The sequence below is a fragment of the Halanaerobium sp. MA284_MarDTE_T2 genome (assembly GCF_003337245.1).
Taxonomy (GTDB): domain Bacteria; phylum Bacillota; class Halanaerobiia; order Halanaerobiales; family Halanaerobiaceae; genus QPJE01.
Window position 1 is genome coordinate 1 of sequence record NZ_QPJE01000007.1, and the last position, 26,992, is coordinate 26,992.

Here is a 26,992-nt window from a genome sequence, read left to right on the forward strand (position 1 = left end):
TTATTAGCTAAACATAATAATTGAAATTCAAAACCGTCTGCTATTTTCTCGGGGCAAGCCCACGAGGTTTGCTAGCAGACTATAACTTCTATCACGAAAGCGGTCCTCGAAAAAAGATGGGAGTGTCATAGAATCTGTCACTTCTGTATATACACGCAGGCGGCTGGCAACATATTTCCAGTTCAAAAATGTGCCGATAAAAAGACCAATTGCTATCCAGGACTGGCTTAATCCACCTAAATATACTGCACCGGGGAGCCCCATAAGAAGCCATCCACTCATATCACTTGCCTGAGCTGAAAGGGCTGTTACCCAGCTTCCCATAGCTCTTCCTCCAATAAGATAATCCTCAAGACTGGCTGTTTTATTATAAAAATAAACTCCAATTCCCATTAAAAAAATCAGATAAACAGAAAATGATGTATAAGTTGCTGACAATATTCCTCCACTCCTATCTTCTTAAATTAATTATAGTAATTATATATACTATACCAAAAAATTATTGCTAAATAAAGTTTCTGCAGCTGTATACATTTTTTCAATCAGAGATTTAAATCTGGCAGAACTGCTGCTTCAATATATAATAATTCATTAGTATCCATTTTCTCCAATCAAAGGCACAAATCTTACATAATCAAGTTCCCTGCAGCTGAACTTCTCTGCCGACTTTCTTTCTATCAACATCAGCTGCTGTATACCACCTTTTTCGCCAACAGGAACAACCATTAAACCTCCATCAGCAAGCTGTTTTTTCAACTTTTCCGGTACTGATGGAGCTGCCGCAGAAACTAAAATTTTGTCAAAAGGACTGTATTTTTCCCAGCCCAGAGTCCCATCAGCAGTTTTAACCATAATATTGCTGTATTCGAGATCTTTAAATCTTTTTTCTGCTTTTTTAGCAAGCTCAGCTATTCTTTCTACAGTATAGACTTCAGCAGCTATCTGGGCCAGAACTGCAGCTGCATATCCGGAACCTGTACCGATTTCCAGTATTTTATCTTCCTTTTTGGGTTTAATTAACTGAATCATGGCTGCAGCAATATAGGGCTGGCTAATTGTCTGCCCGAAATCAATCGGAAGTGCACTATCTGCATAAGCCCTATTTTTGTATTTTCCCAGCACAAATTTTTCGCGGGGTACAGTTCTCATCGCATCAAGTACATTTTTATCATTAATTCCCCTTGGAACAAGCTGTTTTTTTACCATTTCTTCTCTCATTTTTTTGTAATCAGCTGTCACAAGTAATCCCTCCAGTTTTTTAAGGCAGCACTAATAAAATACTGCCCGGTCTGCAGTCAGCTAGTTATAAATCTCTAAGCACTTTTTTGTCAATCTTTCCAGTAGTTCCTTTGGGCAGTTCATCCACAAAGTCCACCAATTTGGGTATTTTATAATTTGCAAAATACTCCATACAGTATGTTCTTATTTCTCTTTCAGTAGCAGTTTCTCCTTCTTTCAGCACAATCACAGCTTTTGGTATTTCACCTCTGAGCTCATCCTTTGCTGCTACAACTGCTGCTTCCAGTATTTTAGGATGTTTGTAGAGCTGTTCTTCTATTTCACGCGGATACACGTTCATACCCCCAACATTAATCATATCTTTTTTCCTGTCAACTATATAGATATAGCCGTCTTCATCCATTTTCCCGAGATCTCCAGTGTGGAACCAGCCACCTCTCAATGCTTTTTTAGTTGCTTCAGGATTTTTAAAATATCCCTTCATAACATTATCACCCTTAACAGCTATTTCTCCAATTTCTCCTCTGGGCAGTTCATTATCATCTTTATCTACTATCTTTACTGCTGTTCCAGGAATAGGCAGTCCAACAGAAGTGGGTTTTCTGATACCTTTTGGTGGATTGGCGTAGGCAACAGGTGAAGTTTCTGTTGGTCCATTACCTTCAATTATTGTTACATTAAATGTCTCTTCAAACTCTTTCATAATCTGCTGAGGCATGGCTGCTCCACCAGAAAGACATAACTTTAGATGTGAGAGATTATACTGATCTCTGTTTTTTACATTTAATAAAGCTGTATACATGGTGGGGACACCAGTAAAAAATGTTACATTTTTCTCCTGAATTGTACGCAGCACCTTTTCGGGGAGAAACTTTTCGGCAATAACTATATCTGCCCCTAAAAATATAGGCATCAGCATACACACAGTTTCTGCAAAAGCGTGGAACATAGGCAAAACACATATATATCTGCCGGTATCATCTACATGCAGATGTTCTATCGTAGCCTCTGTATCATAAATTAAATTATGGTGTGTCAGCATTGCACCTTTAGGATCACCAGTAGTTCCAGAAGTATAAAGACAGGCTGCCACTGACTGTTCATCTACATTTTGCAATTCCGGCAGCTTATCTGATTTATCAGCAAATTCATCAATATGGATTGTTTCCTCTTCCTTTTCATCAACCAGTATAATATTCTCCAGATAATCAAGCTCACATTTTTTCAGCAGGGGCAAAAAGCCTCTGCTTGTTATTACTGCTTTAGCTTCAGAATTATTAAGAATATATTCGACTGCAGGAACTTTAAACATTATATTTATTGGAACCATTGTGGCTCCAGATTTTATAACACCAAAATAGGCTGTCAAAAATTCCAGACTGTTGGGCAGCATTATACTAACCATATTTTCTGGCTCTATACCCAGATCTATCAGCCCATGGGCCAGTTTGTTTGATCTGATATTTAGTTCTTTATAACTTATCGTATCATTAGCAAAAAAAGCCGCTGTCTTATCACCTTTTTCTGCTGCAACTTTATTTAAAACATCTCCTACTAACACTTTTTTGCCTCCTTTAAATTAAATAAAACAAATTGATTTTCTCCGCTCTACTCAGCTGCTCTGTAATTTAATTTTAATCAAACAATATTAGGAAAACGTCAGATGTAATTACCACCTTGCTTTAAAGCCTCTACTGTCTAAATGAATAAATGGGCCGCGGATTCCGTTTGCCCTGTATTTTGCAATTCCTCCAATAAGTGGTCTGTAAAATTCTTTATTTTCTAGGGAAATAAAAATACTGTACAGAACATCTGCATCTCTAATATCAATTCTTCCATCACCATTTAAATCATCCATAACTCCATTCTGATTTTGATCTATAAAAATATCGACTGCATCTCCAAAAATATGACGGCTGTGCTCAGAGTTACCCAGTGAGCTGTTGTAAAAGGGTGTCCTGTATCCACTCATTATGTTAAAGGTATCTGCTTTGATACCTTTCTGATTTATTTCTATTAAAAAATATTCCAGCTTAATCAGTATATCTTCTTTTAAAACAAGATATTTAGGGTAATCACCTTTCTGACTGCAGATAAACTGTCCCAATTTAAAATGTGGGCTTACTTTTACATCCAGTATAGATGGCATGATCTCGACAAAACCGCTTGGCGTTTGATAATACTGCCTCATTTTTTGTGGAATCGATGGATAATTACCTATCCGATAATTATTAATAAAACTTCCCTTTTCATTCTGATAGGGATAAAGGACAAAAACTTTAAAGTTTATCTTACAGTTGTTAGAAGCACTGCTTCTTCTCAGCTCCAGTTCATAGAGTCCTACCTCTTCTGGTGCCTTCCACCTGAAGCTGTATTTTCCTTTTTTGATCAGCTGACCTGAATCATAGAGCAGCTCATAACTGCTATTTTGGAATTCTTCTGCTGCTGTAAGTTCTATAGTTTCTCCAGGTATAACAAAAAGGCTGAATTCTTTAAAAGGTATTCTATGATTTTTATAATTTACTGCAAAATCTGCTTTTTGAAGAGAAAAAGCCTGCAGTGGAGCTGCTGTAGTGATTAAAAATGCTGATGTTATTAATATTAATACTGCTGTTTTTCTTATTTTCATCAAAGTGGTCTCCTTATGTCTTAGTTTAATCGCTCTTTTTTAAAAAATGATTCCTTTAATTTTGCATCTCTTCCATAGATATCTTTTCTAAAATTTATTTTCCCTTCTTCTCCAACCCAGGCTGTAGAATACTGAAGGTGAATGGTAAAGGGACTGCTTAAAGTTATATATTTTTCTTTATTTTTCTGCAGCTCTTTGTCTATCTTTTCTTTAGTCCACTCCGGATTATCTCTCAGCAAATATTGGGCCAGCTCCAGCGGCTTCTCGATACGAATACAGCCTGAACTGAAGCTCCTCTCACTGTGATCAAACAGCCCTCTGTTGGGTGTGTCATGAAGATAAACACTAAATTTGTTGGGAAAAAGAAATTTTACCCTCCCCAGTGCATTGTTATCACCGGGATCCTGTCTTATAATAAAATTAAAATTATCTTTATCTATATTTTTCCATTCAATATCTGCCGGATCAACCTCTACCAGTGAGCCTTCTCTGTATTTAAAAAGTCGGTAGTTATTTTCCGCTAGATATGATATATCTTTTTTTATCAGAGGAAGTTTGTCCTCGACAGCTATTGTTTTGGGAACAGTCCAGTAAGGATTCAGCACAACATATCTAATCCTGTCACTGAAAACAGGTGTGCTCCTCTGATCATTCCCGACTATAACCTTCATCTCCATAACCTTTTTGCTGTTTTCCACAACATCAAGGCTGAAATCAGCAATATTGACATAAATATAATTTTTACCAAGGCTGTCAGGCAGCCAGCGCAGTCTCTCCAAATTTACTGTAATCTGATTTATTCTGTCGTCAAGGTTTATATTAAGCTCTCTAACAGTATTATTGCCCAAAATCCCATCTGTGGTCAATCCATAATCAGACTGAAACTCCATAAGAGCTTTTTCTAAATTTTTATCAAAATAATCGTCAGAAGCATCTCCACCTATACTGTAGCCGTGTGCAAGCAGATTCTGGCGCAGCAGTTCAACCCTCCTGCCTGAAGCTCCAACTGCAAGCAGTTCTCCAGGTGGTATATAAGACCACTCGGAAACACTTTTTTTTCTGCAAAATTCCTTAAGCTTTTCTCTTAAATCACTGTACTGCTCAAATCCCGGCAGCAGAGTCTGGAGAGAGCCCTCTATATTTTTATTTTTTAAAGCCATATTTAAATAGCTCATAAAATCCATATTGTTTTTTTCTATATAAAATTGAGTTTCAAATTCCAATGTTTCCGGATCTATCTTTCCCAAAAGATAGTCACCGGCAAGAGTAAAATATGCATCAGTAAGCAGTATATCCAGCAGATAAAGATCATCAAATTTCTCAGGCTCTTTACTATTATATTTTTTCAGCAGAGCTGTCAGCGAATCAGCATGATAATCAGCTGGGTTCAGTCCTTCTTCCCGGCTCCTTTTTACCTCTGCAATAAGGTCATATGCATTATTATCTATCATATTATTACTAAACCAGATCAATTGATATTCATTATCTTCATAAAAGGATAGTATTTTATCCCGGTAGTTAATGCTTTCTCCTTCCAGCAGTCCTTTACTAAAAGAAGGTGCTTTTAAGAGATAATTTTTTACAGAAGTGTCAAGAACAGCAGAAGCTGACAGGCTGAAAGATATAATCAGCACTGCTGCTGTAATAAAAATTAATTTAATTATTTGAAGCTTCCACCTGCTGTCCTCTTCTCTACTATGTTTTTCTATACTATTCTCTCCTGTACTGCACTTTTTCCTGCTGAGTCTGTCAAAAATATATTTTTCTGCTAATTTCTGCATAGAGTCCCCCTTGTATATCTATCTTTTACCTCTATTTACTTAATTATCTTATCTGATATGCTTTCACTGTAAAAAGTATTAAATGATAATTTTTGACTTATATAATCCCTATCTTAACAAGCTTCTCAAATTGGCATGATATTAAAAATCGACTTTTTTCGCACTGCAATCATGATATACATTGACACTCCACTGGGCAAGTACGTCAGGTTTTCTAGTGTCTAACTTCTATAACTACTAATTATTTTATCATAAAAAAGAAAAAGCCGAAAGTTACATATTTTAAGGGCAGCCAGCAATATTTTTTATCCATTCAAAACAAAAAACTGCCAATAATAAATAGTTTAGCTGTTGTCAGATAAAATTTCGTTGATGACTAAAGCCCCCTTTTTGCAGCTTGAAAATAAATTTTGGGGAAACTCCTATTAATTTTGTAAATTGTAAAATGTGCTTAAAAGTTATATAATATATTACAAAGTTAAATTTATCACATTTTAAATATTATGGAAGGATGATAAAATGAAAAAAATAATTACTCTACTTATACTAACAACTGCAGTTTTAACTATCGGCTGCTCAACTATAAACTATGCTGAGGCTGAAGACCTTTCTCTAAAGATAGGACTTATGCCTGCTGTTGATTCTGCCCCGATTTTTTTAGCTGAAGAAAAGGGGTATTTTGCAGAGCTGGGTTTAGATGTTGATATGCAGATCTACAGAAATGCAAATAACCGTCAGACCGCCCTGCAGAGTGGTGCTCTGGATGGTGCTATAACAGATCTAATCGCCTTTATTAATAATGTTAACAATGGTTTTGGTATAAAGATAACTACCAGTACTGATGGAAGTTTTCCCTTTCTTGTAAAAAAAGATTTTAAAGAAAAAGATAAAATTGAAATAGGTATGATGAAGGTAAGTGTATCCAATTTTCTTTCTGAAAAATTTTTGGCTGATAAGTATGAGCTGAAAAAAATATATATTCCAGCTATTCCAGCCAGACTGGAAATGATCGCTGCAGGTCAGCTGGATATGGCAATTATTCCGGAACCGATGGCTTCAATGGGAGAACTGAGGGGCCTCAAAAAAAGGTTTTACGAAAATAAAGATGAATTTATGCCTGAAGCAATGATTTTTACAGAAACAGCTTTAAAAAACAAAGAAAAAGAAATTGAACTGTTCCACAGAGCTTACAATAAAGCGGTAGAAGATATTAAAAAAGATGATGCTTGGGCAAGAAAAGTATTGATTGCAAGGCTTGAGCTTAATCCAAAAATAGAAGGTATGATAGAGATGCCTGAATACCATTATTCTCGTGTGCCGAGCCAGGAATATATGTCAGAAATTATTGACTGGGTGGAGAAGGTTCAAAATGAAATTATTGATGTAAAATATGAAGATATGGTTGAAAGGAAGTTTAATAAATAGTGATTAAGATTAATAATCTCTCAGTCAGCTACACTGATAAAGAGAAAAAACTTTTTGCTCTGCAAAATATTAATCTCACCATAGAAAAAAACAGCACCTGTGCTGTGATAGGTCCTTCTGGCTGTGGAAAAACCACCCTTATTTATGCTCTGGCAGGTCTGCTTGAAAAAGAGAGCGGCAGTATTGAGATATTTGGTGAAAAGCAGAATGGCATTCGCAAACAGACCGGACTTATTCTTCAAAATTACGGTCTTCTGCCCTGGAAAATAGTTCAGGAAAATATTGCCCTTGGTCTTAAAGTTAGAGGTGAAGATCCAAAAGTTATTGAAACAAAAGTAAATAAAATATTAAACAAACTTGATATAGAAGGACTTGAACAAAAATATCCCGCACAGTTGAGCGGTGGACAGAAACAGCGGGTTGCTATCGGGAGGTCACTAGCCTTAAGTTCTGATCTGCTTTTGATGGATGAGCCTTCTTCTTCACTTGACGAAATTAGTAAAGAAAAACTGCAGAACCTGATATTAAAGCTGTACAAGGAAAATCAACTTACACTGGTCATTGTTACCCACAATATTGCTGAAGCTGTATTTTTAGGACAGAAAATTGTAGTTATGAAAGATTCTGGGATAAAAGATATTCTGGATAATCCCTATTTTGGAGATGAATCTCTGCGCTATAAGATGGATTTTTATAAAATATGTCTGGAAGTAAGAAAAAGTCTGGAAAAGGAATGAATTTCATGAATAATAAAGAAGAAAAAAAAGAGAAAAAAATATTATATAGTAAGAATAAAAATAATGATAAAAATTCAATTTACAGATTGATAGAAAATCTGAATACTGCTTACGGAACTTTTATGATTTTTCTTTTCTGGTATGGCTTTTATTATCTTATTGATTCACCTGTTATTCCAGCACCACACCGAGTTCTGCTCAACTTTATCGAACTGTTCCCTGAAGTAATATTTATCCATTTAATAAGAAGTCTAATCCGCATCACAACAGCTGTATCTATCTCTCTTCTGCTCGGTGTTTCAATTGGTCTGGCCCTGGGCATGAACAAAAAAGTGGATGAAGTATTAAGTCCGGTAATTTATATTTTATATCCCATTCCAAAAGTTGCCTTTCTACCTGTGCTGATGATACTGATGGGGCTTGGAGATTTGCCGAAAGTAGTTCTTATTACGTTGATTATCATCTTTCAAATTATTGTTACAACCAGAGATGCAGTTAAAGGTCTGGGAAAAGAACTTTTTTATTCTGTCCGGTCACTGGGAATGAATAAAAAGCAGATATATAGACACCTTATTATCCCTGCTGTACTTCCGGAAATACTGACCTCACTGAGAATCAGCGTCGGTACCAGTATTGCTGTCCTCTTTTTTGCCGAAAATTTTGCCACTACATATGGAATAGGATATTTTATTATGAACAGCTGGTCTACTGTCAATTATACTGCTATGTTCAGCGGTATTCTGGCCCTCAGCCTGCTCGGACTGGCTTTATTTAAAATTGTAGATATTATTGACGCAAAATTGTGTGCCTGGGTAAAAGTGAGCTAAATTGCTTCAACTTTCTTGAAAAAAACTGTTTTATAGAATAAATATAAAAATTTGGAGGTAAATTGATGAAAATATTAATTTTGGAATACTTCATCAGCAGAGGCGGACTTTTAAACCAAAAAATATCTTTTTACAGTGAGGGAATAAAAATGCTGAATACCCTCCTCCACTCTTTTGCAGATATTGAAGGTGCAGAAATAACAACTTATATAAACAGCGATTTTTTTCACTTTTTTCCGGAAAGATATAAAGATGAAAATATAAGATTTAAAAAAGCTGATATAAAAAAGGACGTGGATTATTTTTCGTATTTAGACAAGAATATTTCTGATGAATACGATTTTTTTCTGCTTACTGCTCCAGAATCCGATAATATACTGTACAAACTCAGCAGACTGCTGGAAAATAAAGGTATAATTAATCTCGGATCCAGCTCTGATACTGTTTCTACGGCAGGAAATAAATGGACAGTTTATAATTCTCTTAAAAACAGAGCAGTCAGGCAGCCTCCCACTTTTTTGATAAATAGCTTAAAAACAAAAAACGGTTTTAAGATTAACAATCTGACTTTTCCTGCTCTGGCCAAAGCTGTCCACAGTGCAGGTTCTGAACTGGAATTTATAAATAAGAAGCAAGATCTGGACAATCTCGATAGACAGAAAAATTACCTGCTGCAGCAGGTAATAACTGGAATTCCGGGCAGTATTTCTGTTTTAACAGCTGAAAATAAGTTTGAAATTTTAAGCATAAATAAGCAGATTATTGATCAGAAAAATTATAAATATCTGGGAGGTATTATAGATTATCCCTTTCCCTACCAGGAACAGCTAAAAAAAATGACAGCAGAGGTTAAAAAAGCTTTCCCCTCTCTTACGGGCTATTTTGGCATCGATTTTATCTATAGTGAGGGAAAATATTATCTGCTTGAAATTAATCCAAGAATCACCAGTTCAATTATAGGCTTAAATCAAAAAATTCCACTGGGCAGATCAATAATAAATTCTGTCCTGATGAACAGACTTCCTGCCGACATATCTTCTAAAGGTCAATATACTTTTTATCTGGACTTTCCCCATTTTTTATATACTGCTGCAAAAAAGGGAGATGCAGGAATATTGAAATTTTTAGTCAATGAATCTTAACGAAATGAAGGAAGAAATAGGGTTGAACTGCAGGATGGAGTGAGCTAATCATGAGTCAGGAAGACTCATTGATTAGTGTGCCCTATTTCACACCCGAATTGAGTTTTAGATAAATCTAAAAATTTCGTTGATGACTAAAGCCCCCTTTTTGCAGCTTGAAAATAAATTTTGGGAAAACTCCTAACTTTTTATATAAGCGAATTTCATAATATGCTTATATAAAAATTGATGTTATTTCTTCAGCGAGCGGTTGGCATTATTAACTCCCCAAATCGGATTTTCAGTGATTTGAAAATATTTATGTCAGGAAAACACAAAAAAAGGCTGCTGGAGAATAACCAGCAGCCTATACAGAACTTATGCTGTGTTCGTTGCAAAAAGTTGGGGAATAGCTATTTCCTTTCTCCTTAATTAATAAAAAGGAATATAAATTATTTTCTTGTTAATATTTTTATATATTTAATGCCACTTCATTTGCACTCCAAATAGCATCCATAATATTTGATGGCTCCTGGGCATCTCCAACCATATAAACATCTGATCTGGCAGCATATAGTTTTTCATATAAATCCTGCTCAGAATTAAATCCACTTGCAATTCCAATTGTATCAGCTTTGATAGATGTTTTATTATAGTGATTGTTTATTAGTACAGCTCCTTCATCAGTAACTTCTAATAAACAATTATTGGTCATGACTTCTATATTATAATAATTCATTAAATCAATTAACATTTCTCTATTCATATGCGGCACAGGTTTTCCCTTGCTTAGAATATCATCCATCATTTCTACTACAGTTACATTTTTTCCTTTTCGAGCAAGATATAGAGCAGTTTCACAGCCTACCAGCCCACCACCAATCATAACAACATTCTGACCTGCTTTTTCCACATCATTTAATAATTCTACAGCAGTTAACACATGTTCTTTTTCTATACCAGGTACATCTAGTTTTGCTACTTCAGAACCTGTGGCAACAATTATAGCTTCTGGATCTTCCTCATTTATTAACTCTTCAGTAACTTCACTGTTTAATACAACATCAATATCAAGTTTGTTTATTTCATGTTTATACCATTCTAACAGCCTTTTGTCTTCATATTTAAAATCAGGAATGGCTCCTGGTATAATATTTCCTCCTAGTTCTTCACTTTTTTCATAAAGAGTTACATTGTGTCCGCGCAAATGAGCTATTCTGGCTGCCTCCATTCCTGCTACTCCACCACCAATAATCATTATTTTCTTAGGTGAAGTAGTAGGTTCTATCTTATAATATCTTTCTCTGCCAACAGCTGGATTTACCGCACAGCAAAGGGGTTTGCCGTCAAATCCTCTTCCCAAACACCCTACATGACATCCAATACAGGGACGTATACTTTCTTCATCATTATTCATTACTTTTTTCGGCCATTCAGGATCAGTCAATAATGGTCTTCCAAGACCTATAATATCTGCCTGATCATTATCAAGAGCTTTTCCAGCTACTTCAGGATTACCCATTTTACCAGCAACAATAACAGGTACATTTACTACTTCTTTTAATTGTTCACTAAATTCTAGGTAACATCCGTCACTTTGATATAGTGGTGGATGGGCCCAATACCAAGCATCATATGTCCCTGCATCAGCATCAAAAGCATCATATCCTGCTTCCTGTAATATTTTAGCAGCTTTCAACCCTTCTTCAACAGTACGTCCTTTTTCCTGGTAATCTTCACCTGGAAGACCACCCTGCCTCCAGTCTTTAATACAGCTTTTTATACTATATCGTAATACTACCGGAAAATCCTGACCAGCTTTTTTCTTGATTTCCTGAACTATTTCAATCGGCAGTCTTAATCTTCCTCTTAAATCTCCACCGTATTTATCTGTTCTTCTATTAAAAATCGACAGAGTAAATTGATCAAGCAAATACCCTTCATGCATAGCATGAATTTCTACTCCATCATAACCTGCATGTTTAGCAATGGCAGCAGCTTCACCTGTTTTTTCAACTAATGTTTCAACTTCTTCTGTAGTCAATTCTCTACAGGTTGTTTCAGGATCCCAATAGTTAGGAATAGCTGAAGCTGAAACAGGTGGTGCATCTAAAATTGCAGGAGCCCCACTTCTTCCAAATCCCAGTGATAATTGCAAAAATACTTTTGTCCCGTATGAATTACATCTTTCAACTAATTCTGCCGAAGTCATCCCAAATTTTGCAGGGTTTTGTGAAATACATGGGATAAGTCCGGTTTTAATTTTATCAAGTTCATTTTCTACTTTAGTAAGACTTGTTATTATTAACCCAACATCGCCCTTAGCCCTTTCGACATAATAATCAATTCCTCTTTGAGTAAAACATCCTTCAGAATCAACAAGACCAAATGCCCCCATAGGTGCCATAGCTGTCCGGTTTTTAATTTTTACATTTCCAATACTAATCGGTGTGAATAAATTATTCCTAGACATAAAAATTATTCCTCCTTCTCTGTTAAAGTATCTCCTAAAATGTGAACTTTTAAACAAATAATCTATTGATTAATTTGTTTATTTATTCACATTATATCTTGATAGATAATAATTGTCAAAATATTTACGAAAATTACGCAATTTAATTTTTAAAATTATAAAAAAATAGATTTCGTCATAAATTAAATTTTTAGATTCATCTAAAACTCCAACTATGGTAGGAAATAGAATTCCTTAATCAAAGAATCCTCCTGCCTCATGATTTCGACACACAGGATGTGCTGGTGTTCCAAATTGCTGCAGGATATAGTAAATTAATCTGTAAATTTGCAGTATTTTGAAATATCTCCACTATCATAATCAAGATTTTTTATATAATATTCTAAAGACAATTTATCAATTATTAAATTTTTAGGATCTGCAATTTCAGCCAGAGGTATAAGCACAAATGCTCTTTCTGTCATTCGTGAATGAGGTATTTTAAGATTTTCACTTTTATATTTTTTATCCCCATAGAGAAGAATATCTATATCTATTGTTCTCGGACCCCATTTTTTTGTCCTTATTCTTCCCAGCTTTTTTTCTATTTTCAGCAGCTTTTTGAGCAAATTTTCTGGAGAAAGCCTGCTTTCTAATTTAATTACTGCATTTAAAAAGTCGTCCTGGTCTTTATAACCAACTGCTTTTGTTTCATAAATAGAAGATTTTTTAGTTACTTTTGTTTGCGGCAGCCTGTTTATCTCTAAAACAGCTTTTTTTAAATAGGATTTGCGCGGATCAATATTTGATCCCAAACCCAAATATATTGTTTTCAAATTATCACTTCCTTTTTCTACTCCAAAACATATTACTCTTCCTATTATCCTGCCGATCAACTTTAACGTCCATCATTAATAATTTTATAGCTGATTATTTTATCATCATCAATTTTATTGTTAATATTCCAGTCATTAGCGTTTTTACCATATCTTATTAATATATTAAAAATTATTATTTTTCAAAATTTGATCTCTGTCTTTTTAATACTATAGAGGCATCTTTAAGTATACCTTCAATAGGTGCTGATGGTTTTTTTATTTCTATCTTAACTGAATCCAGTCTATTAAATTCCGAAAATAGTTTTTCTATAATCCTCAATCCAAGTGCTTCTATAAGATCAAAACGCTCATTTTCTACTACTTCTTTAATCATTCTAAAGATATCACCATAATGAACTGATTTTTCAAGATTATCTTCTCTAGCTGCAGCTTCAAGATTCAGATAACCTGTAAAATTGACTGTAAAACGCTGGCCCATTTTTTCCTCTTCTTTAAGTGCTCCATGATATCCATAAAAAATCATCTCATTTAATGATATTTCATCTTTACTGTTCATTATTTCCCTCCCATTTTACCGCATCTGCCATAACTGTAGCCCGTTTTATTTCTTCTACATCATGAACCCGGACAATGCTGGCCCCATTGAGCACAGCAGTGGTCACAGAAGCAGCCGTACCAAAAATCCTGCCAAATTTTTCGTCTTTAGTCACATATTTAATTAAAGATTTGCGGGATGTACCTATCAAAATTGGGTAATTCAGCTCCTCAAAGCTTTTAAGCCTGTTTAAAATCTGAAGATTGTGCTGCTGTTTTTTCCCAAATCCAATTCCTGGGTCAATAATTATTTTTTCATCCCTGACACCTGCTTTTCTGACAGCTTCTATGCTGGTCCAGAGATATTTCTTTATTTCAAAAATAAGGTTTCTATATTCAGGATTTTCCTGCATCGTTTTCGGTTTACCCTGAATATGCATTAAGACAACTGGAGCATCATAATATGCTGCGGTTTCTGGCATTTTCCTGTCAAATCTCATCCCACTTATATCGTTTATTATCGAAGCTCCCATCTCAAGTGCCGCTGCTGCTGTTCCACTCTTATAAGTATCTATAGAAATTGGTACAGATACTGCTGCCAGTACTTCTTTCAAAACTGGCAGCAGCCGCTTTTTTTCTTCCTCTAGAGAAACCCTGTCTGATCCAGGTCTTGTAGACTCTGCCCCCATGTCAATAATATCTGCACCCTGTTTTTCCATTTCGACTGCCCGCTGAACTGCTCTATCAATTTCATTATATTTTCCACCATCAGAAAAAGAATCAGGAGTTATATTTAAAATACCCATAATAAGTGTTTTTCTGCTGTAATCAAGCTCTCCTCTATTTGTTTTGATTATTTTTTTATTATCCACTAAAATCACTCCTTAAAACTGTAATTTTTTCTGCAGTTTTTTGTATTTCCAAATTATTTATCTGCAAAATATCTTTTTCCCATTTTTTGGGAAAAGACAAATATCCCTTATAAGCTCCCAAAATTGAACCGGTTATTGAAGCAATTGTATCTGTATCTCCACCAATAGAAGCTGCTTTTTTTAAAGCCTGATAACCATCATCAGCATATAATTTGAATATTACCAGAGCGGCAGGAAAAACATCAGCAGCACTGATTCCTGTACCAATAACTTCAGAAATAAAAATGAGCACTTCTTCTCTAGAAAAAGCAGACCTGCTGAATTTTAAAATATGTTTTGTGCGTGCAGAAACAGAAGGCTGGTATGTTTTTATTCCCAATTTTTCTCCTTTTTCCATCATATCAATAGATTCTGATATAATTTTATCCAGACAGCTGCCTGCTGCCGCTTCTGATACTGCAGCTGCTGCTCCACATGCTGCAGTAATGGCTGTATCTGTATAATGAGAATAGTAGGCTGTCTGTTCTATTATCTGCAGCATAAGACTCTTTTTAGCAGGCGGAAAAATCAGACCTACAGGTGAAATTTTCATTACAAGTCCGGATGTTGTACCTGTTCTGTCAGACAGCAGAAGTTTTTCTCCCTTTAAAAGCTTTTTAACTATATTACTAGTACTGGGTCCTATAAGTGATCTTTCTATAAGTTTGTTGGTCTTTATGTATCTGGCAAAATCTAAAATATAATCATCTTTATCCATTTTCCCATTATTTTTAAGCAGGTAATCGGCCAGATGAAAAGTCAAAAAAGTATCATCTGTAACCTGAGCTCTGGATAAATCTCTTTTCAGAAAATTTTTTTCAGGAATATCATAAAAATCATTAATCTGCTTATGAATTAACTTAATTTCTTTTCCGGACATCATTTCAAAAGGCATTCCCAGCGCATCACCAACAGCCGTACCCATTAGTGAAGAATAAATCCTCTCATATATATCCAAAAACAGCCCTCCTCAGCATATTTAACATTCACTCATCCAGTATATTGAACAGATTAAGTATTTCTTCAGCACAGCATATCTAACAAATTAAATTCCTGTCCAGTACAGGAGTTGAATTAAATTTAGAGATTGTTTTAATGAATTCAAGTAATTCTTGTTAAAATTGGATTTTCACCCTTTAAATATTCGACTGTCCGTTCACTGTAACTTCCATTGATAATAGTGGTTTTTATGTTAGTTTTATAAAATAAAGTAGGAAAATAATTATCTATTAATCCCTCTTCTCTGAGTGATTCTGCAGCCTGATAATATATTTTTTTAGTTTTGCTGTCATTTCCTCTAATCCCGGCTTCTTTAAGAAAAAGTGGATCTCTTGCTTTTAATAATATCAGTTCTTCTGCACATGCTCTGTCTGCCAGCTCAAGAGCAATACTGTCTGAACTTACGTCCCAGCTGTGTGGAAGTGGATCATATTTTCTATAGTAAGCTGACGGCAAAAATATACTTATTTTATTTTTCTCTATTTTGCTTTTATTAAATTCTCCGTCTCCTGTTTTATTAAAATCGCCATCAGCAGCATTTAAAAATGTATAATCATTTAAAAAACTGCTCAACATATATGCATTTATTTCCACAGCTGATATGGCAGCAAAATGAGCACTACTGTCATTTAAATCATATTTTCTGTCAAATTCTCTTATCAAATCAGCAGATTTTCCACCACCTACAGTAAATACTAATCCTTTTATATCAAGTGCTGAAATATCTTTTAAAATTTTTTTTAGACTGTTAAAGATATCAGATGAAAAAAAGCTGCCCCCTATTTTTATTACTTTAATATTGTTTGTTTTTTTCACTGTTTCACCTGCTTTTTAAAGTACTGTTTTAAATTATTATTAAAATTCTAGAATTATCTACTAGCCGCTAATAATATTATCTGCCAGTATAAAAGCTGCTGCTGATGTGGTCAAAATATTGTTTTTTATAAATGGAACTTCTTTGCAAATCTTTTTACTGTCAGCTTTGAGATCATTTAGATAGGGATATAATTTTTCTGCGCCTCTATTTAAAAGCAAGGGTATATTGAATTTTGGATCAATCTGAGAATATATCTGATAAATATTTTCTTTAATAAGATAAAGTTCTCTATTTAAAATATATTCTGCTGCCAGATCTATCTCTTCAGCAGCAGAAATATCCATATCACTTCCGATCAATTTTGCAATTCTGTTCCTGGCCGATTTTTTGTCTCCGGGTCTTCCATCTGCAGATGGAATAAGATATTCCTCACTGCTGATAATATCTGTCAGAAGATGAACATCGGCTGTAGAAGCAAAATATTCCCTCATTACAGGAATAAATTTCCCTCTATAGGGAATCTTATCTACAATATCAGCCAGACTGGTGCGTAAAAGTCCCAGATATATTAATTCTCCCATATATAATCTTTCTGTATCTGTTCTGGCTTCCAGGGCCAGCCTCCTCCTCATGACAGGCACAAGATCAGTAGTAGTACTCCCCAGATCAAAAAGAACAAAATTTTCTACAAAATAACTCAAAAACTTTGCCGACACAGCCCAGTTGGCGGCTGCAAGTTTGCTTATATCTGTAATTTCACCTGCTTTTTTTAATTCAGCAGAATGATTAAAAAAATATAACTTTTTCTGCGGAAAATTATCCACAAAAAGTGATATTACATATTCTATTCCCTCTCTTTTGCTAAAAAATCTGTCCGCCAGCTCTGCAGTCATTACCACAGCAAAATAGTCAGCATCACCCAGCTGATCTGCTATTTCTCTGATCATTTTGACAGGAGATAAACTTTTATTCCACATGGGAAAATATCGAGATAGTGATTTAATTTCTCTTACACAGCCTAACTTAGATTCTGATGTATAAACAATTCTGGTTGCCTTAATATTTGCTCCACCAATATCCCAGCCTATTACTTTAAGTCCGCACATTATCTCTGCTCTTTCTATTAATCAATTTGTAGAGGCTGTCAATTTTTTCCGGGCTTATTTCACTCAGCCTGTTATTTTTCCTGCACACCGCACCTCTAAATCCAATTATATCAGCACCTATCTCCATCAATAAATCGATATCTTCTGCTTTTAAAGAGCCGGCCAGTGCATTTAGTAAACCAGACTCTGCAGAAGAGCTGACAAATTTTTTTAACTCATCCACTTCCATAAAATCAAATAGATTTTTTCCACTTTTATTAAGGGTATCTATCATAACCCCATCAATATCTGCTTTGGCAGCTATCTCAGGCAGGAACAGCGGATTTAATGTATTGTTTTCTGCATAATCAGCATAGCTGACAGCTATAATATTAGGGCTGTATCCTGATTCTCTAACAGCAGACTTTACATTCTGCAGCAGATAAACGGCTTCTTCCGTCTCTTTGGGACCATATAAACCTATTTTTATATAATCAACCCTGCAGTTTGCAAGTCCATATGAGACAAGAGAAGCAAGGCCAGGCAGATTCGGCATATCTCCACCAGCTGCACTGATCGGAAAACCACTGTACAGGCGGCGAATTTTATTTATTTGCTGAGGAAAATTAGCACCGAGTGAACCTTCCGCAGGATTTTTAATATCAAGTATATTAAATCTGCTGTCTTTTATTTTTAGCGCTTCTCTGTAATCTTTAACACTTATTAAAAGCTTCAATTTAACATCCCCCACATTCTTCAAGCCACTCTTCTGGAGCAGTATTCTGACAGATAATATAATGATTGTTTTTACGAAATTCATCATTTCTCTGTTTTAGTTCATTTCTAATTTCTCCAATTTTTCCTCTTCTTTCCGCACAAACTTCATAGCTGTGTATTCCCTCATAATTTATCTGTTTTGCCAGCAGATAGTCTTCATCATCAAGCCATTTAAATTTGCTGATAGTTCCTGAAACCATCTCTCTGACCACATCTTCTACAAATCTCGGCTTAAGGTGAGCGTTTTTTACTATTTCCAGCTCATCAACCCTTTTTAAGAGATCCAGCACCCTGCTGCTCATCGAATTTTCTACTATTTTGACAAGTTTTTCGGCATCAATACTTCTGTCTGTACCAATCATTAGTGTACCTTGTCCCCGCTGATTGTGTGAGGGTAGGGGAAGATATTTAAAAACTTTTTCCAGTTCTTTACTGGTAAAACCTTCTTCTTTTAATTTTTTTTCTGCAAACTCTTTTATCATCTGCTGTGCACAGGGGCAGACTGTCATCCCATTTGTTTCCACACCAACAAGGTGCCTGCTCCCTTCTTTACTGCTGACCGCCCAGCCAATAATTGTATTGATTTTCTGCGTTTTTTTACCTGATACAGGTGCTGTTTCATCAACCGGATATTTTGCCTTTATTCTGACTTCGGCCTTATTTGCATGCTGTCTTTCTCTGGCCATTTCAGCCATATAAGTTGCAAAATCTTCTATAACCATCGATTTTTTTCTTATAGTCTCATCTATTATTTGAGTAATTGTTTCATCAAAACGCGACATATGGGCACCTTTCTGCTCAGGCAGCAAATCTACATAAATATCAAAGGTGGAATAAAAGAGATTATCACTATCTTTATTTTTTATTCTAATTATTTTTTGGATATTAGTTACTCCCACTCTGTTAAGTCCTACGACAAAACGGGGTTTTTCTTTTTGCACATCACGTTTAAAATCTTCCATAATTATCAGCCTCCTCAATTATCACTCCAGTTCTAATTATCTGGTCCAGCTTTTTACAAATTTAGGTCCTCCAATTAAAATGCTCAAAAAAAGTGCAGCTGTAATAAGATCAGCTGTTGTTCCAGGATTAACTTTTTCTTCTCTGCTCCTTAAAAAACCATCAAATTCTTCTGTCATTTTTTGGCCAGTTTTAGTTTTAAGTCCACCCCGGTCAATTATTTTTAGAGCTTTTTGTGAAACTAAGTCTGCTGTTTTGCTGCCGTACTTGCGAAATATTAAACTATCTCTGTATCTGCTGAGCACTTCAAGATAGGTCTGCACTACAGCAGATTCTATATCATCAAAGTAGAGTAAATTGTTTTTTAATCGGGGATAAGTAAAGTCCAGAGTTAATGCAAATCCGCCTGCATATTCAGCTGCTATTTTATCTCTTTTTTCGGCCAGCCTCATTGCCTCCAGCAGAGTTATATTCACTTCTTCTCTTATATCTGCTTCTTTTACTTTAGACAGATTGCCGGCTCTGGAAAGATTAATCGCCTGATAGGCCGCCTCTGCATCTGCTTTTGTCAGACTGTTCAGTACTGATTTGATTTCTTCTTTCAACAGTAAAATAATATCATTTTTTTTTATATTATCCAGTTTATTATTTTCTCCAAGCTGACAGAATGCTGCAGCAACTGGAACACAGAGAAGTATTATACCCAGATTTGTATTGCTGTCTACATAAAGATGGGTGTTTTCTACAGCTTTCAGAATTCCCCGACCTGGGTTTTTGAGATCAGAACAGTTAAAGGCATCAGATGCCGCAGCAGCACTAATAAGAAAATCCCTGTAGTGAAGATCAGAAAAAGATCTGCCTGGATAAATATTTCCTGGTTTTGGTGAAGAAACTTCTATCAGGCAGGCAATCTCAAAAGCATGAGAAATTTTGCTATCTTTTAAATCCATTATTCTCCTTTCTAAATCCATTATTTCCCTTTCCAAAAAAATTTTATTATAAATTTAGACAAGCATATCAATAATTTTGTCTGCTATATTAAAATCTGTTACCTGCTGCAGACCATGCCAGCCAGGGATACTGTTTACTTCAATTAAATAAGGCCTCTTATAATCTCCTTCTTCAAGAACAATATCAATTCCTGCATATTTTAGTTTTAATATATCGGCTGCATGTACAGCCATATCTACAATATGACCTGGCAGATCTATTTTTTTACTGCTGGCACCTCTAGCAACATTAGTTTTCCAGCTGCTGCCACACCTTTCGGAAGCAGCAATCAGCTGTCCATTACAGACAAAAACCCTGATATCACTTTTTTTATGAGGAATATATTTCTGCAGATAAAAAACATAATTGTTCATCTCCCAGGCCCTAAATACTCTATAGGCAGTATCCTCGTCTGTTATTCTTACTATCCCCTTACCTAAAGAACCGAATAATGGTTTTAAAATGATATCCTGCCATCTGTAGTAAAACTCCATTGCCTCAGTAAAATCTTCACTGACAAATGTTTCTGGGGTTGGAATTCCTTCATCTGCAAGTAAAAACTGTGTATAATATTTATCAACTGTTTTTTCAATCACAGAAGGATTGTTAATAATCTTTTTCTCTCTAGCTGCCATCCTATTAAGTATATCCATTCTGAGTATAATCTGTTCTAAACTCCCATTAGGTATAACCCTAACAAAAATATAATCGGCACTGTCCAGAACAAAATCTTCACTTTTTACATCAAAATCAGTCCCGATTCCTGCTCCCAGTTTTGAAATAGGGATCCTCCTTGCTTCAATATTTTTCTTTTTAAGTGCTCTAGAAATCTCCTTTACATGCCAGCCGTCATAAGATGCCAGTATTACTGCCTGCAATTTACTGCCCTCCAAAAAAAGATTTTTTCAATATTTCATAATTTATACTGCCGGCAGAAAAACTGCTGCCTGTCTTCCTGTTTGTTATAATAACTCTTGCTGGACTAAAGAGCATCGGATCGATATCATAAAAATTATTATATTTTTTAAAAAGTTTTAAAAAACTTTCTCCATAATCTTTAGATGAATTTGATGGGATTTTATCTATCAGATCTTCTATTTCCTCATCTTCACAAAATACTGTGTAATATGCTGTACCCCCATACAGCACTGCATCATTGGTTCTTCCAATAGCTGTCAGGTTATCTGCTGCCACTGGAGAAATAGGACAGCTCCCCCAGCCGCTTTCTATTTTACGGAGATCAAAGTTGAGTTCATGCATTTTATGCAGTCCGGTCTCTACTATCCTGCCGCTTATCTGTATTGAACCTGTCAGTGATTCTGCTGGTGCAGTAAGTATATAGACATCATCACAGGGAGTTGACAGTTTATCTGCTATATAGTCTGCTGCTTCTAAATCTGGCAGCTCGGAAGATTCCAGAACAATAACTGCCGGTACCCTTTCGTTTTCATGATATTCACTGAATTCTTCATATAACTCTTCTTCTTTTAGCAGTATCCTGCCTGGACCGGAAGCCATAGCAAAAAAATCTCCACTTTCTACTTTCCAGCCTGCATACTGAGAAAGCATACATGCTTCCAGTGGATGATCAACCCGTACTTCCACAGACGGAAGCTGATAGCTCTGTAGATCAAAGCTGCCAAAACTTGCTTTCCCCATTCCTCCGAGACAAATTTCTATAAAATATTTACCCGCTCTGTAACCTCCTTTAGTTTTAACACCTCCATCTATAATCATAACACCATTTTCCATCTGTTGAACATCAATATTTAGATCTTCTTTATTTTTAATCATTTTTTTAACCAGCATAACTGCATTTTTATTGAGAGTTAACCTTCTTTCCATATAAGGATCTCTCCCTTCCCTATTTCTGTATTATCACCTGTATATCTATGATAATAACCGGAAAACATATTTTGGGGAATATCTATCTTAAACTCATTTTTGAGGTGGGCAAAGGCAATTTTTAAAAATTCTGGATAATAGCTGATATTATAATTAAAAGTGGGCAGCATTTCCAGCTGATGGGCAGAAATAATTGTTCCACGCTTCATAGCAGCACCTGTTCTTTTACCTGCTTTACCAAAAAGATAGATAGAACCTGCCACCATTTGAGCTCCGGCCATATCTCCACAGCTGCCGCTGACAATTATCTCTCCTCTCCTCATTCTGCTGCCGAGAAAACTGCCAGCACTGCCCTTAATATAAATTACCCCTCTGTTCATGCCTAGCTTATCTCCCCTAAAGGCTGAACCTACATAATTACCTGTATTCCCATTTACCTTAATATATCCACCCTGCATTTCTGCTCCCAGCCAATCACCGGTGTCTCCATTGACCTCTATTTTACCTCCACTCATTTCTGAGCCTGTATGCATACCAGTACTGCCATTAATAAAAATTTCACCGGTTGTCATACCTGCTCCTATATATTTAAAATTATCCAGCTCTCCGTCTATAAATATGTTCTGAGAGGGCTCTCCTTCTATTTTGAAAAAATCTTTAAGCTTATACTTTTTTCTTCCTGCCAGCAGAGTCAGCTCAGCTATTTCGGAAATAGTCTTTTCTGCAGTTATATCAGGAGATATATTTTCTGCTTCTACCGGCAGTTTACCTGCTGTTTTACCTTCTGGCTGAATTAAAGATGGATTATCCTTTTTTAAAATCAGCTTTAATTTACTCATCAAGATCACCCCTCAGTATTTCGTGCAGGTAAATATTTTCTGTGCCGAGATCTCCACCATAGTTTCCTGCAGTTATTTTTATTATCCCTGGTATACAGGCATTTTTTATGCCAACTGCCATTGCGTCTGATACAGCTTGTGTACTTAAACCATCTATAACTATTTCCAGAACTGAACCTGCATTTTTGGTCAGCATACTGTCTTTAACCTGTGCTTTAATGGTTGGACAGTAGGGTGTATTGGTAGATGCATTAAGAAATTTATATTTTGAACTGACTTTACTGCCACTGCTGACTATTCCCCCAGGGAAAGGCATTATCACATCATTTAATCTGTGCACTGCTGCCACTGCTTTTTCGGCGGCTTCAAGTGCTGCCTGACTATCTTCCCCTATTATTAAGAAATTTCCACCACCAAGTCCTTTTTTGATACCAAAACTTTCTTCTATTAAGAATTCACCACTCATTATTGGAATCCGCCAGAATCTTCTGTCACTGTATAATTTGGAGATCTGATATCCATCACCAAAATAGCGAAGATTACCGCCCACTTTGATTTTCTCGTCTGTATGCAGACCGTTAAAACATGAAGTGGTGGCTGCAGTCATGATGGTCTGTCCTATTCTTTTTGTCAGTTCATTTAACATACTTTCTTTTTTCATAGTAAAAAAAAGCAGGCTGCAGCCGGGTCTTCCATCCGATGTTTCCTCAGGCAGCAGTTCTTTTTCCAGCCCGGCCTCTATCCCACACTCTATGATAGATGTTGCAAAGCCGACTGCTTCTCTAGCAGCTGTTCTAGCCCATTTTTCGTTTCTTGCTGTGACAATAACTCTGCTTCCGTACATAGTAAATGCTTCTGCAAAAGTATCTTCAATTTCTACACCTTTCAACTGCATGGAATCACCTCCAGATTATTAAAATAGCTGTCTGAAACCGGATAGTTTTCAATCGAAATACTGTAGTAATTTTTGAAATCTTCACCGATTATTTCACTTATATTTTTATCATAATCCGGTCTGGCGACAAGTGTTTTTCCTTCTCTCAATTTTTCTACCAGCTTTCCATCTTCAACAATTATTTTCCCTGATTTAATTACAATTTCAGGATGAGCAAATACTTCTGCTATTTTATCTTTGCTTTCCAGCCTGCTGTAAACTGTAATATCTGCATCTGCTCCCACACCAATATGACCTTTATTTGCCAGACCTAGTGCTCTGGCCGGTCCAGATCTTGTAATCACAGCTATTTCATCAAGGCTGTATTCTCTTTCCAGTTCTGCTATATCTGTATAATTTCCAAGTTTATTGTGCATTTCTGATATCATCTTCAGCCGATAATCTCTACTCATCAGCAGTTTTATTATCCAGGGATAGGCAGTAAATGGACCTGCATTTGGATGATCTGTTGTCAGAAAAACCTTCCAGGGATCATCTATTTTTAAAAACAGCTCCAGACCAATTGCCCACTGTATTCCATTTATAAGATTTTTCTTTTTGTAGTTCATGGGCACTATACCTGAACCGGTTTCCATCTCTACATCTGTATTAACCCATTTGCTGCCTGTCAGCTTATGAAGATTATATTCTAAAATACCATCAGCTGTCATGGTTGTTACCTCACCAAATACTATCTGACCAATATCAACAGTTAACTTATCATCATTATTTACTTTTTCTGCTATCTGATCTGCCGCAGAGACAAATTTAATTTTGCTTTCTTCATTAAGACCATAACTGCTGAACTGGATATGTGTTATATGTTTTCGGTAATCTTTGAGCAGATCAAGTGTGGAAATTGTAGTTTTATAATTGCCAGGTGAACCTAGATCATTTGTATGAATATGAACAGGGTGCGGCAGTCCCAGCTCGTCATTTGCTTCTGCCAGTGCCAGCAGTATTTCTCTTGGAGAAAGATTAAAATGTGTCCCTTTTTCTTCAATTCCCCTGAGCCTTTTTCCTTCTTTCCAGGCCTCCACTCCACCTGGATTAACTACTTTAAGTCCAAATGCACCTGTGACATTTATCAGCCAGGCAAGATAATCTTTTAAGGCTTTTTTGTTTTTCTCTTTTATAAATTTAAGTACAAAATAATTATTGCCGCTTAGGACAAGAAATCCCTTATCAATAAATGGAAGTCCTCCGAACTCTTCGTGTATATGTCTGGCCTTCATGGGGGGACCTGCTGCTTCCATAACCGTAGTATATCCCATCAGGCTGTAGCGGTATCCTGTCACATAACTTGTTGGTACTGTTGAACCTACACCGGACCGCAGTCCTCCTTTTTTGGGAACATTATCGTGGCGATGATCTTCCGGCCTCAACACACGACCGGTATTAATTTTAGGTCCTGCAATATGTGCGTGAATATCTACTCCTCCCGGCATTACAATTTTTTCTTTAAGATCTATTTCCTGATAACTACCCTGATTTTTTGCACTCTCTATCTCTTCCGCTGAAGGTTTTGAAACTATTTTTTCATTTTTAATCCATATATCTTCTTTTACAGCAGACTTATTATTTTTTGGATCATAGATAATTCCGTTTTTTAATCTAATCATTTTCAATCAGCTCCCCTATTCTGGATACTGCAGAAGCATCATCCGGCCAGCTGTCGTCGAGAAATTTTCTCAGCTGAAGTGGAACATGGTCCATCCTGTAAACTGTTCCGGAAGCACCAATACCCTTTACAGCAGATGGTATTACTACATCTGCTATTTCTGTAGTTAAATTCCAGTGAGGATCCAAAACTATGGTTGGTATTTTCTTTAGATATTCTGCTGCCTCATGTGGCAGACTGGCTGCAGGGTCAGAAGCAATAATAAAAGCTGCATCTACTTCTCTGCGGGCCAGCAAATCAACTGCCGAAAATTCTCCTGGATTATAGCGGGGATAATTTCTGCTGAAATTAACAGCAAACGGATAACCTGTCTGCCAGGCCATTGTAATTTCACTGCCGGCAACATTTCCATGTCCCCGCATAGGTATCATTACAAATCTTCCATAATCATTAAGATTTCTGACCAGGCTCATCGCAGCCCAGGTATTCATATATTTTCCTCTACTCATAGTTAAACCCATTCCATAAAAAACAGACCCATATTTTACCTTTTTCATTTTCTCAGCCAGATCTTTCAGCTTTACCAGCTCTATACCACCTATTCTGCCGTCTTCTGAAGTCGGTGTTCTGCCGCTTACTAGCATCTGCAGAGCCATCAAAATCTCGAAATCAGAATTTGGTTTTACCTGAAAAAAATGATCTGCCAGTTTGGCAGTGGGAGTTTTTCGGACATCAAAAACAATTATTTCCCTATCCTTTCTATTCTTACGATACATACCCTGTGATAATATCGAATATCTTTTGGCATGATTAGGATGAGCTTCCACTGGATTTGCCCCCCAAAAAATCATCATATCTGATCTGTTTTTTACCTCACCTAATGTAGCAGATACCATCCCTACAAGCTGTTTTGCCAGTGTTCCCGGGCCGTGGCAGACAGAAGACGTGCTGTCTATATTGGCACCACATTTTTCCGCCAGTTCAACTGCAGCTTTTTGTGCCTCTGCAGTTGTACTGCTGAGACCGTAAATAAGTGGATTCCTGCTGCTGCTTAAAATTTCTGCTGCTGCAGAAACCGCTTTATTATATTTAACTTCTTTACCTTTTATCTGGGGAACAGTTCTATCTTTTTGAGCATGTTCGTATTTTTTTCTGGAGATAGCACAGGCATTTTTTATATTTTCTATTTTATTATTTTTAACCTTTATTTCAATATCATCACATAGTGCACCACAAAAGGTACAAATTATATTTTGATAGGTTTTGCTTTCCTCATTCAACTATCCTCCCCCTCCTTTCTTTTTATCATTACTTTTTTTCCTTTCGAGCTGGGCATTCCAGTTCCATCTGTATCTGTACCGATCAATTTATTTGCCTGGGGACCATAGGGAATAAAAACTATTTCTTCCGGCAGATCACCTTTTTTACAGCTCAGCTCAACCTCTCCGGAATCGGTGTAAAGTAATATTTTTTTCCCTTCACTTAAATTATATTCTTCTAAAATATTTTCATTTAATTCTACATAAGCTGTACTGTCTTCATAATTCTGATTATTTTTACCCGAAACAGATGCCATTCCCTGTTTTATAGTTCTACCAGTTATCAGAGTAAATGATCTTTTATCAGCCAA

General features: G+C 36.0%; 25 protein-coding genes and 1 pseudogene. 4 read left to right on the forward strand and 22 right to left on the reverse strand.

Annotated features, from left to right (window positions below; all coding sequences use genetic code 11):
- Nucleotides 1-63 precede the first annotated feature (63 nt).
- The 5 genes and pseudogenes from DFR78_RS04765 to DFR78_RS04785 form a co-directional block, all read right to left on the reverse strand.
- A pseudogene (locus DFR78_RS04765) lies at nucleotides 64-393 on the reverse strand (sodium:proline symporter); the annotation flags it as partial.
- Between the two features lie 198 nt (nucleotides 394-591).
- The gene (locus DFR78_RS04770) at nucleotides 592-1,239 is read right to left on the reverse strand and encodes a protein-L-isoaspartate(D-aspartate) O-methyltransferase (RefSeq protein ID WP_199505551.1); all 648 of its coding nucleotides are present in this window, start codon (nucleotides 1,237-1,239) and stop codon (nucleotides 592-594) included.
- A gap of 64 nt (nucleotides 1,240-1,303) precedes the next feature.
- The gene (locus DFR78_RS04775) at nucleotides 1,304-2,800 is read right to left on the reverse strand and encodes a long-chain fatty acid--CoA ligase (protein WP_114457698.1); all 1,497 of its coding nucleotides are present in this window, start codon (nucleotides 2,798-2,800) and stop codon (nucleotides 1,304-1,306) included.
- A 108-nt stretch (nucleotides 2,801-2,908) separates the two neighbouring features.
- Nucleotides 2,909-3,868 (reverse strand): D-Ala-D-Ala carboxypeptidase family metallohydrolase, encoded by a 960-nt coding sequence (locus tag DFR78_RS04780; protein WP_114457699.1) that lies wholly within the window; start codon nucleotides 3,866-3,868, stop codon nucleotides 2,909-2,911.
- A gap of 20 nt (nucleotides 3,869-3,888) precedes the next feature.
- Nucleotides 3,889-5,649 carry a murein L,D-transpeptidase gene (locus tag DFR78_RS04785; RefSeq protein ID WP_114457700.1) on the reverse strand — a complete coding sequence of 587 codons (1,761 nt, stop codon included), beginning with the start codon at nucleotides 5,647-5,649 and terminating at the stop codon, nucleotides 3,889-3,891.
- Between the two features lie 519 nt (nucleotides 5,650-6,168).
- On the opposite strand from DFR78_RS04785, the gene DFR78_RS04790 reads away from it, so the two are divergent.
- From DFR78_RS04790 to DFR78_RS04805, 4 genes are all read left to right on the forward strand, one after another.
- Nucleotides 6,169-7,074, forward strand: a complete 906-nt coding sequence (locus tag DFR78_RS04790) for an ABC transporter substrate-binding protein (RefSeq protein WP_114457701.1) — start codon at nucleotides 6,169-6,171, stop codon at nucleotides 7,072-7,074.
- On the forward strand, nucleotides 7,074-7,811 hold the full coding sequence (locus tag DFR78_RS04795) for an ABC transporter ATP-binding protein (protein ID WP_114457702.1): 738 nt from the start codon (nucleotides 7,074-7,076) through the stop codon (nucleotides 7,809-7,811). The genes DFR78_RS04790 and DFR78_RS04795 overlap by 1 nt, the downstream gene beginning before the upstream one ends.
- Nucleotides 7,812-7,816: 5 nt before the next feature.
- A complete protein-coding gene (locus tag DFR78_RS04800; RefSeq protein ID WP_233486982.1) occupies nucleotides 7,817-8,638 on the forward strand; it encodes an ABC transporter permease in 822 nt (273 codons plus the stop codon).
- 65 nt (nucleotides 8,639-8,703) lie between these two features.
- Nucleotides 8,704-9,780, forward strand: coding sequence for an ATP-grasp domain-containing protein (locus DFR78_RS04805; RefSeq protein WP_114457703.1), 1,077 nt, complete (start codon nucleotides 8,704-8,706; stop codon nucleotides 9,778-9,780).
- A gap of 451 nt (nucleotides 9,781-10,231) precedes the next feature.
- On the opposite strand, the gene DFR78_RS04810 is transcribed toward DFR78_RS04805, so the two are convergent.
- The 17 genes from DFR78_RS04810 to DFR78_RS04890 all read right to left on the reverse strand — a co-directional run bounded on the left by DFR78_RS04810 (nucleotide 10,232) and on the right by DFR78_RS04890 (nucleotide 26,992).
- Complete coding sequence (locus tag DFR78_RS04810; protein ID WP_114457704.1) at nucleotides 10,232-12,232, reverse strand: FAD-dependent oxidoreductase; 2,001 nt, start codon at nucleotides 12,230-12,232, stop codon at nucleotides 10,232-10,234.
- A 314-nt stretch (nucleotides 12,233-12,546) separates the two neighbouring features.
- Nucleotides 12,547-13,047 carry a 2-amino-4-hydroxy-6-hydroxymethyldihydropteridine diphosphokinase gene (folK, locus tag DFR78_RS04815; protein ID WP_114457785.1) on the reverse strand — a complete coding sequence of 167 codons (501 nt, stop codon included), beginning with the start codon at nucleotides 13,045-13,047 and terminating at the stop codon, nucleotides 12,547-12,549.
- A 175-nt stretch (nucleotides 13,048-13,222) separates the two neighbouring features.
- A complete protein-coding gene (gene folB / locus DFR78_RS04820) occupies nucleotides 13,223-13,606 on the reverse strand; it encodes a dihydroneopterin aldolase (protein ID WP_114457705.1) in 384 nt (127 codons plus the stop codon).
- Complete coding sequence (folP, locus tag DFR78_RS04825; RefSeq protein ID WP_233486983.1) at nucleotides 13,596-14,456, reverse strand: dihydropteroate synthase; 861 nt, start codon at nucleotides 14,454-14,456, stop codon at nucleotides 13,596-13,598. The genes folB and folP overlap by 11 nt, the downstream gene beginning before the upstream one ends.
- Entirely contained in the window at nucleotides 14,449-15,453 is a 1,005-nt protein-coding gene (locus tag DFR78_RS04830; RefSeq protein ID WP_114457706.1) for an ADP-ribosylglycohydrolase family protein, read from the reverse strand. The genes folP and DFR78_RS04830 overlap by 8 nt, the downstream gene beginning before the upstream one ends.
- 143 nt (nucleotides 15,454-15,596) lie before the next feature.
- Nucleotides 15,597-16,310: a hypothetical protein gene (locus tag DFR78_RS04835; RefSeq protein WP_114457707.1), complete on the reverse strand. Its 714-nt coding sequence runs from the start codon at nucleotides 16,308-16,310 to the stop codon at nucleotides 15,597-15,599.
- 60 nt (nucleotides 16,311-16,370) lie between these two features.
- Nucleotides 16,371-17,417 (reverse strand): hydantoinase/oxoprolinase family protein, encoded by a 1,047-nt coding sequence (locus tag DFR78_RS04840; protein WP_114457708.1) that lies wholly within the window; start codon nucleotides 17,415-17,417, stop codon nucleotides 16,371-16,373.
- A complete protein-coding gene (locus DFR78_RS04845) occupies nucleotides 17,404-18,132 on the reverse strand; it encodes a (5-formylfuran-3-yl)methyl phosphate synthase (protein ID WP_114457709.1) in 729 nt (242 codons plus the stop codon). The genes DFR78_RS04840 and DFR78_RS04845 overlap by 14 nt, the downstream gene beginning before the upstream one ends.
- A 1-nt stretch (nucleotide 18,133) precedes the next feature.
- A complete protein-coding gene (mptA, locus tag DFR78_RS04850; RefSeq protein ID WP_114457710.1) occupies nucleotides 18,134-19,135 on the reverse strand; it encodes a GTP cyclohydrolase MptA in 1,002 nt (333 codons plus the stop codon).
- A gap of 36 nt (nucleotides 19,136-19,171) precedes the next feature.
- Complete coding sequence (locus DFR78_RS04855; RefSeq protein WP_114457711.1) at nucleotides 19,172-20,104, reverse strand: triphosphoribosyl-dephospho-CoA synthase; 933 nt, start codon at nucleotides 20,102-20,104, stop codon at nucleotides 19,172-19,174.
- Nucleotides 20,105-20,137: 33 nt separating this feature from the next.
- Nucleotides 20,138-21,001 carry a RimK family alpha-L-glutamate ligase gene (locus DFR78_RS04860; RefSeq protein WP_114457712.1) on the reverse strand — a complete coding sequence of 288 codons (864 nt, stop codon included), beginning with the start codon at nucleotides 20,999-21,001 and terminating at the stop codon, nucleotides 20,138-20,140.
- Nucleotide 21,002: 1 nt separating this feature from the next.
- A complete protein-coding gene (mch, locus tag DFR78_RS04865) occupies nucleotides 21,003-21,968 on the reverse strand; it encodes a methenyltetrahydromethanopterin cyclohydrolase (protein WP_114457713.1) in 966 nt (321 codons plus the stop codon).
- The gene (locus tag DFR78_RS04870) at nucleotides 21,953-22,807 is read right to left on the reverse strand and encodes a formylmethanofuran dehydrogenase subunit C (RefSeq protein ID WP_114457714.1); all 855 of its coding nucleotides are present in this window, start codon (nucleotides 22,805-22,807) and stop codon (nucleotides 21,953-21,955) included. The genes mch and DFR78_RS04870 overlap by 16 nt, the downstream gene beginning before the upstream one ends.
- Complete coding sequence (fhcD, locus tag DFR78_RS04875; protein ID WP_114457715.1) at nucleotides 22,800-23,702, reverse strand: formylmethanofuran--tetrahydromethanopterin N-formyltransferase; 903 nt, start codon at nucleotides 23,700-23,702, stop codon at nucleotides 22,800-22,802. The genes DFR78_RS04870 and fhcD overlap by 8 nt, the downstream gene beginning before the upstream one ends.
- A complete protein-coding gene (locus DFR78_RS04880) occupies nucleotides 23,693-25,363 on the reverse strand; it encodes a formylmethanofuran dehydrogenase subunit A (RefSeq protein ID WP_114457787.1) in 1,671 nt (556 codons plus the stop codon). The genes fhcD and DFR78_RS04880 overlap by 10 nt, the downstream gene beginning before the upstream one ends.
- Nucleotides 25,356-26,642 (reverse strand): formylmethanofuran dehydrogenase subunit B, encoded by a 1,287-nt coding sequence (locus DFR78_RS04885; protein ID WP_114457716.1) that lies wholly within the window; start codon nucleotides 26,640-26,642, stop codon nucleotides 25,356-25,358. The genes DFR78_RS04880 and DFR78_RS04885 overlap by 8 nt, the downstream gene beginning before the upstream one ends.
- Complete coding sequence (locus DFR78_RS04890; protein WP_114457717.1) at nucleotides 26,639-26,992, reverse strand: molybdopterin dinucleotide binding domain-containing protein; 354 nt, start codon at nucleotides 26,990-26,992, stop codon at nucleotides 26,639-26,641. The genes DFR78_RS04885 and DFR78_RS04890 overlap by 4 nt, the downstream gene beginning before the upstream one ends.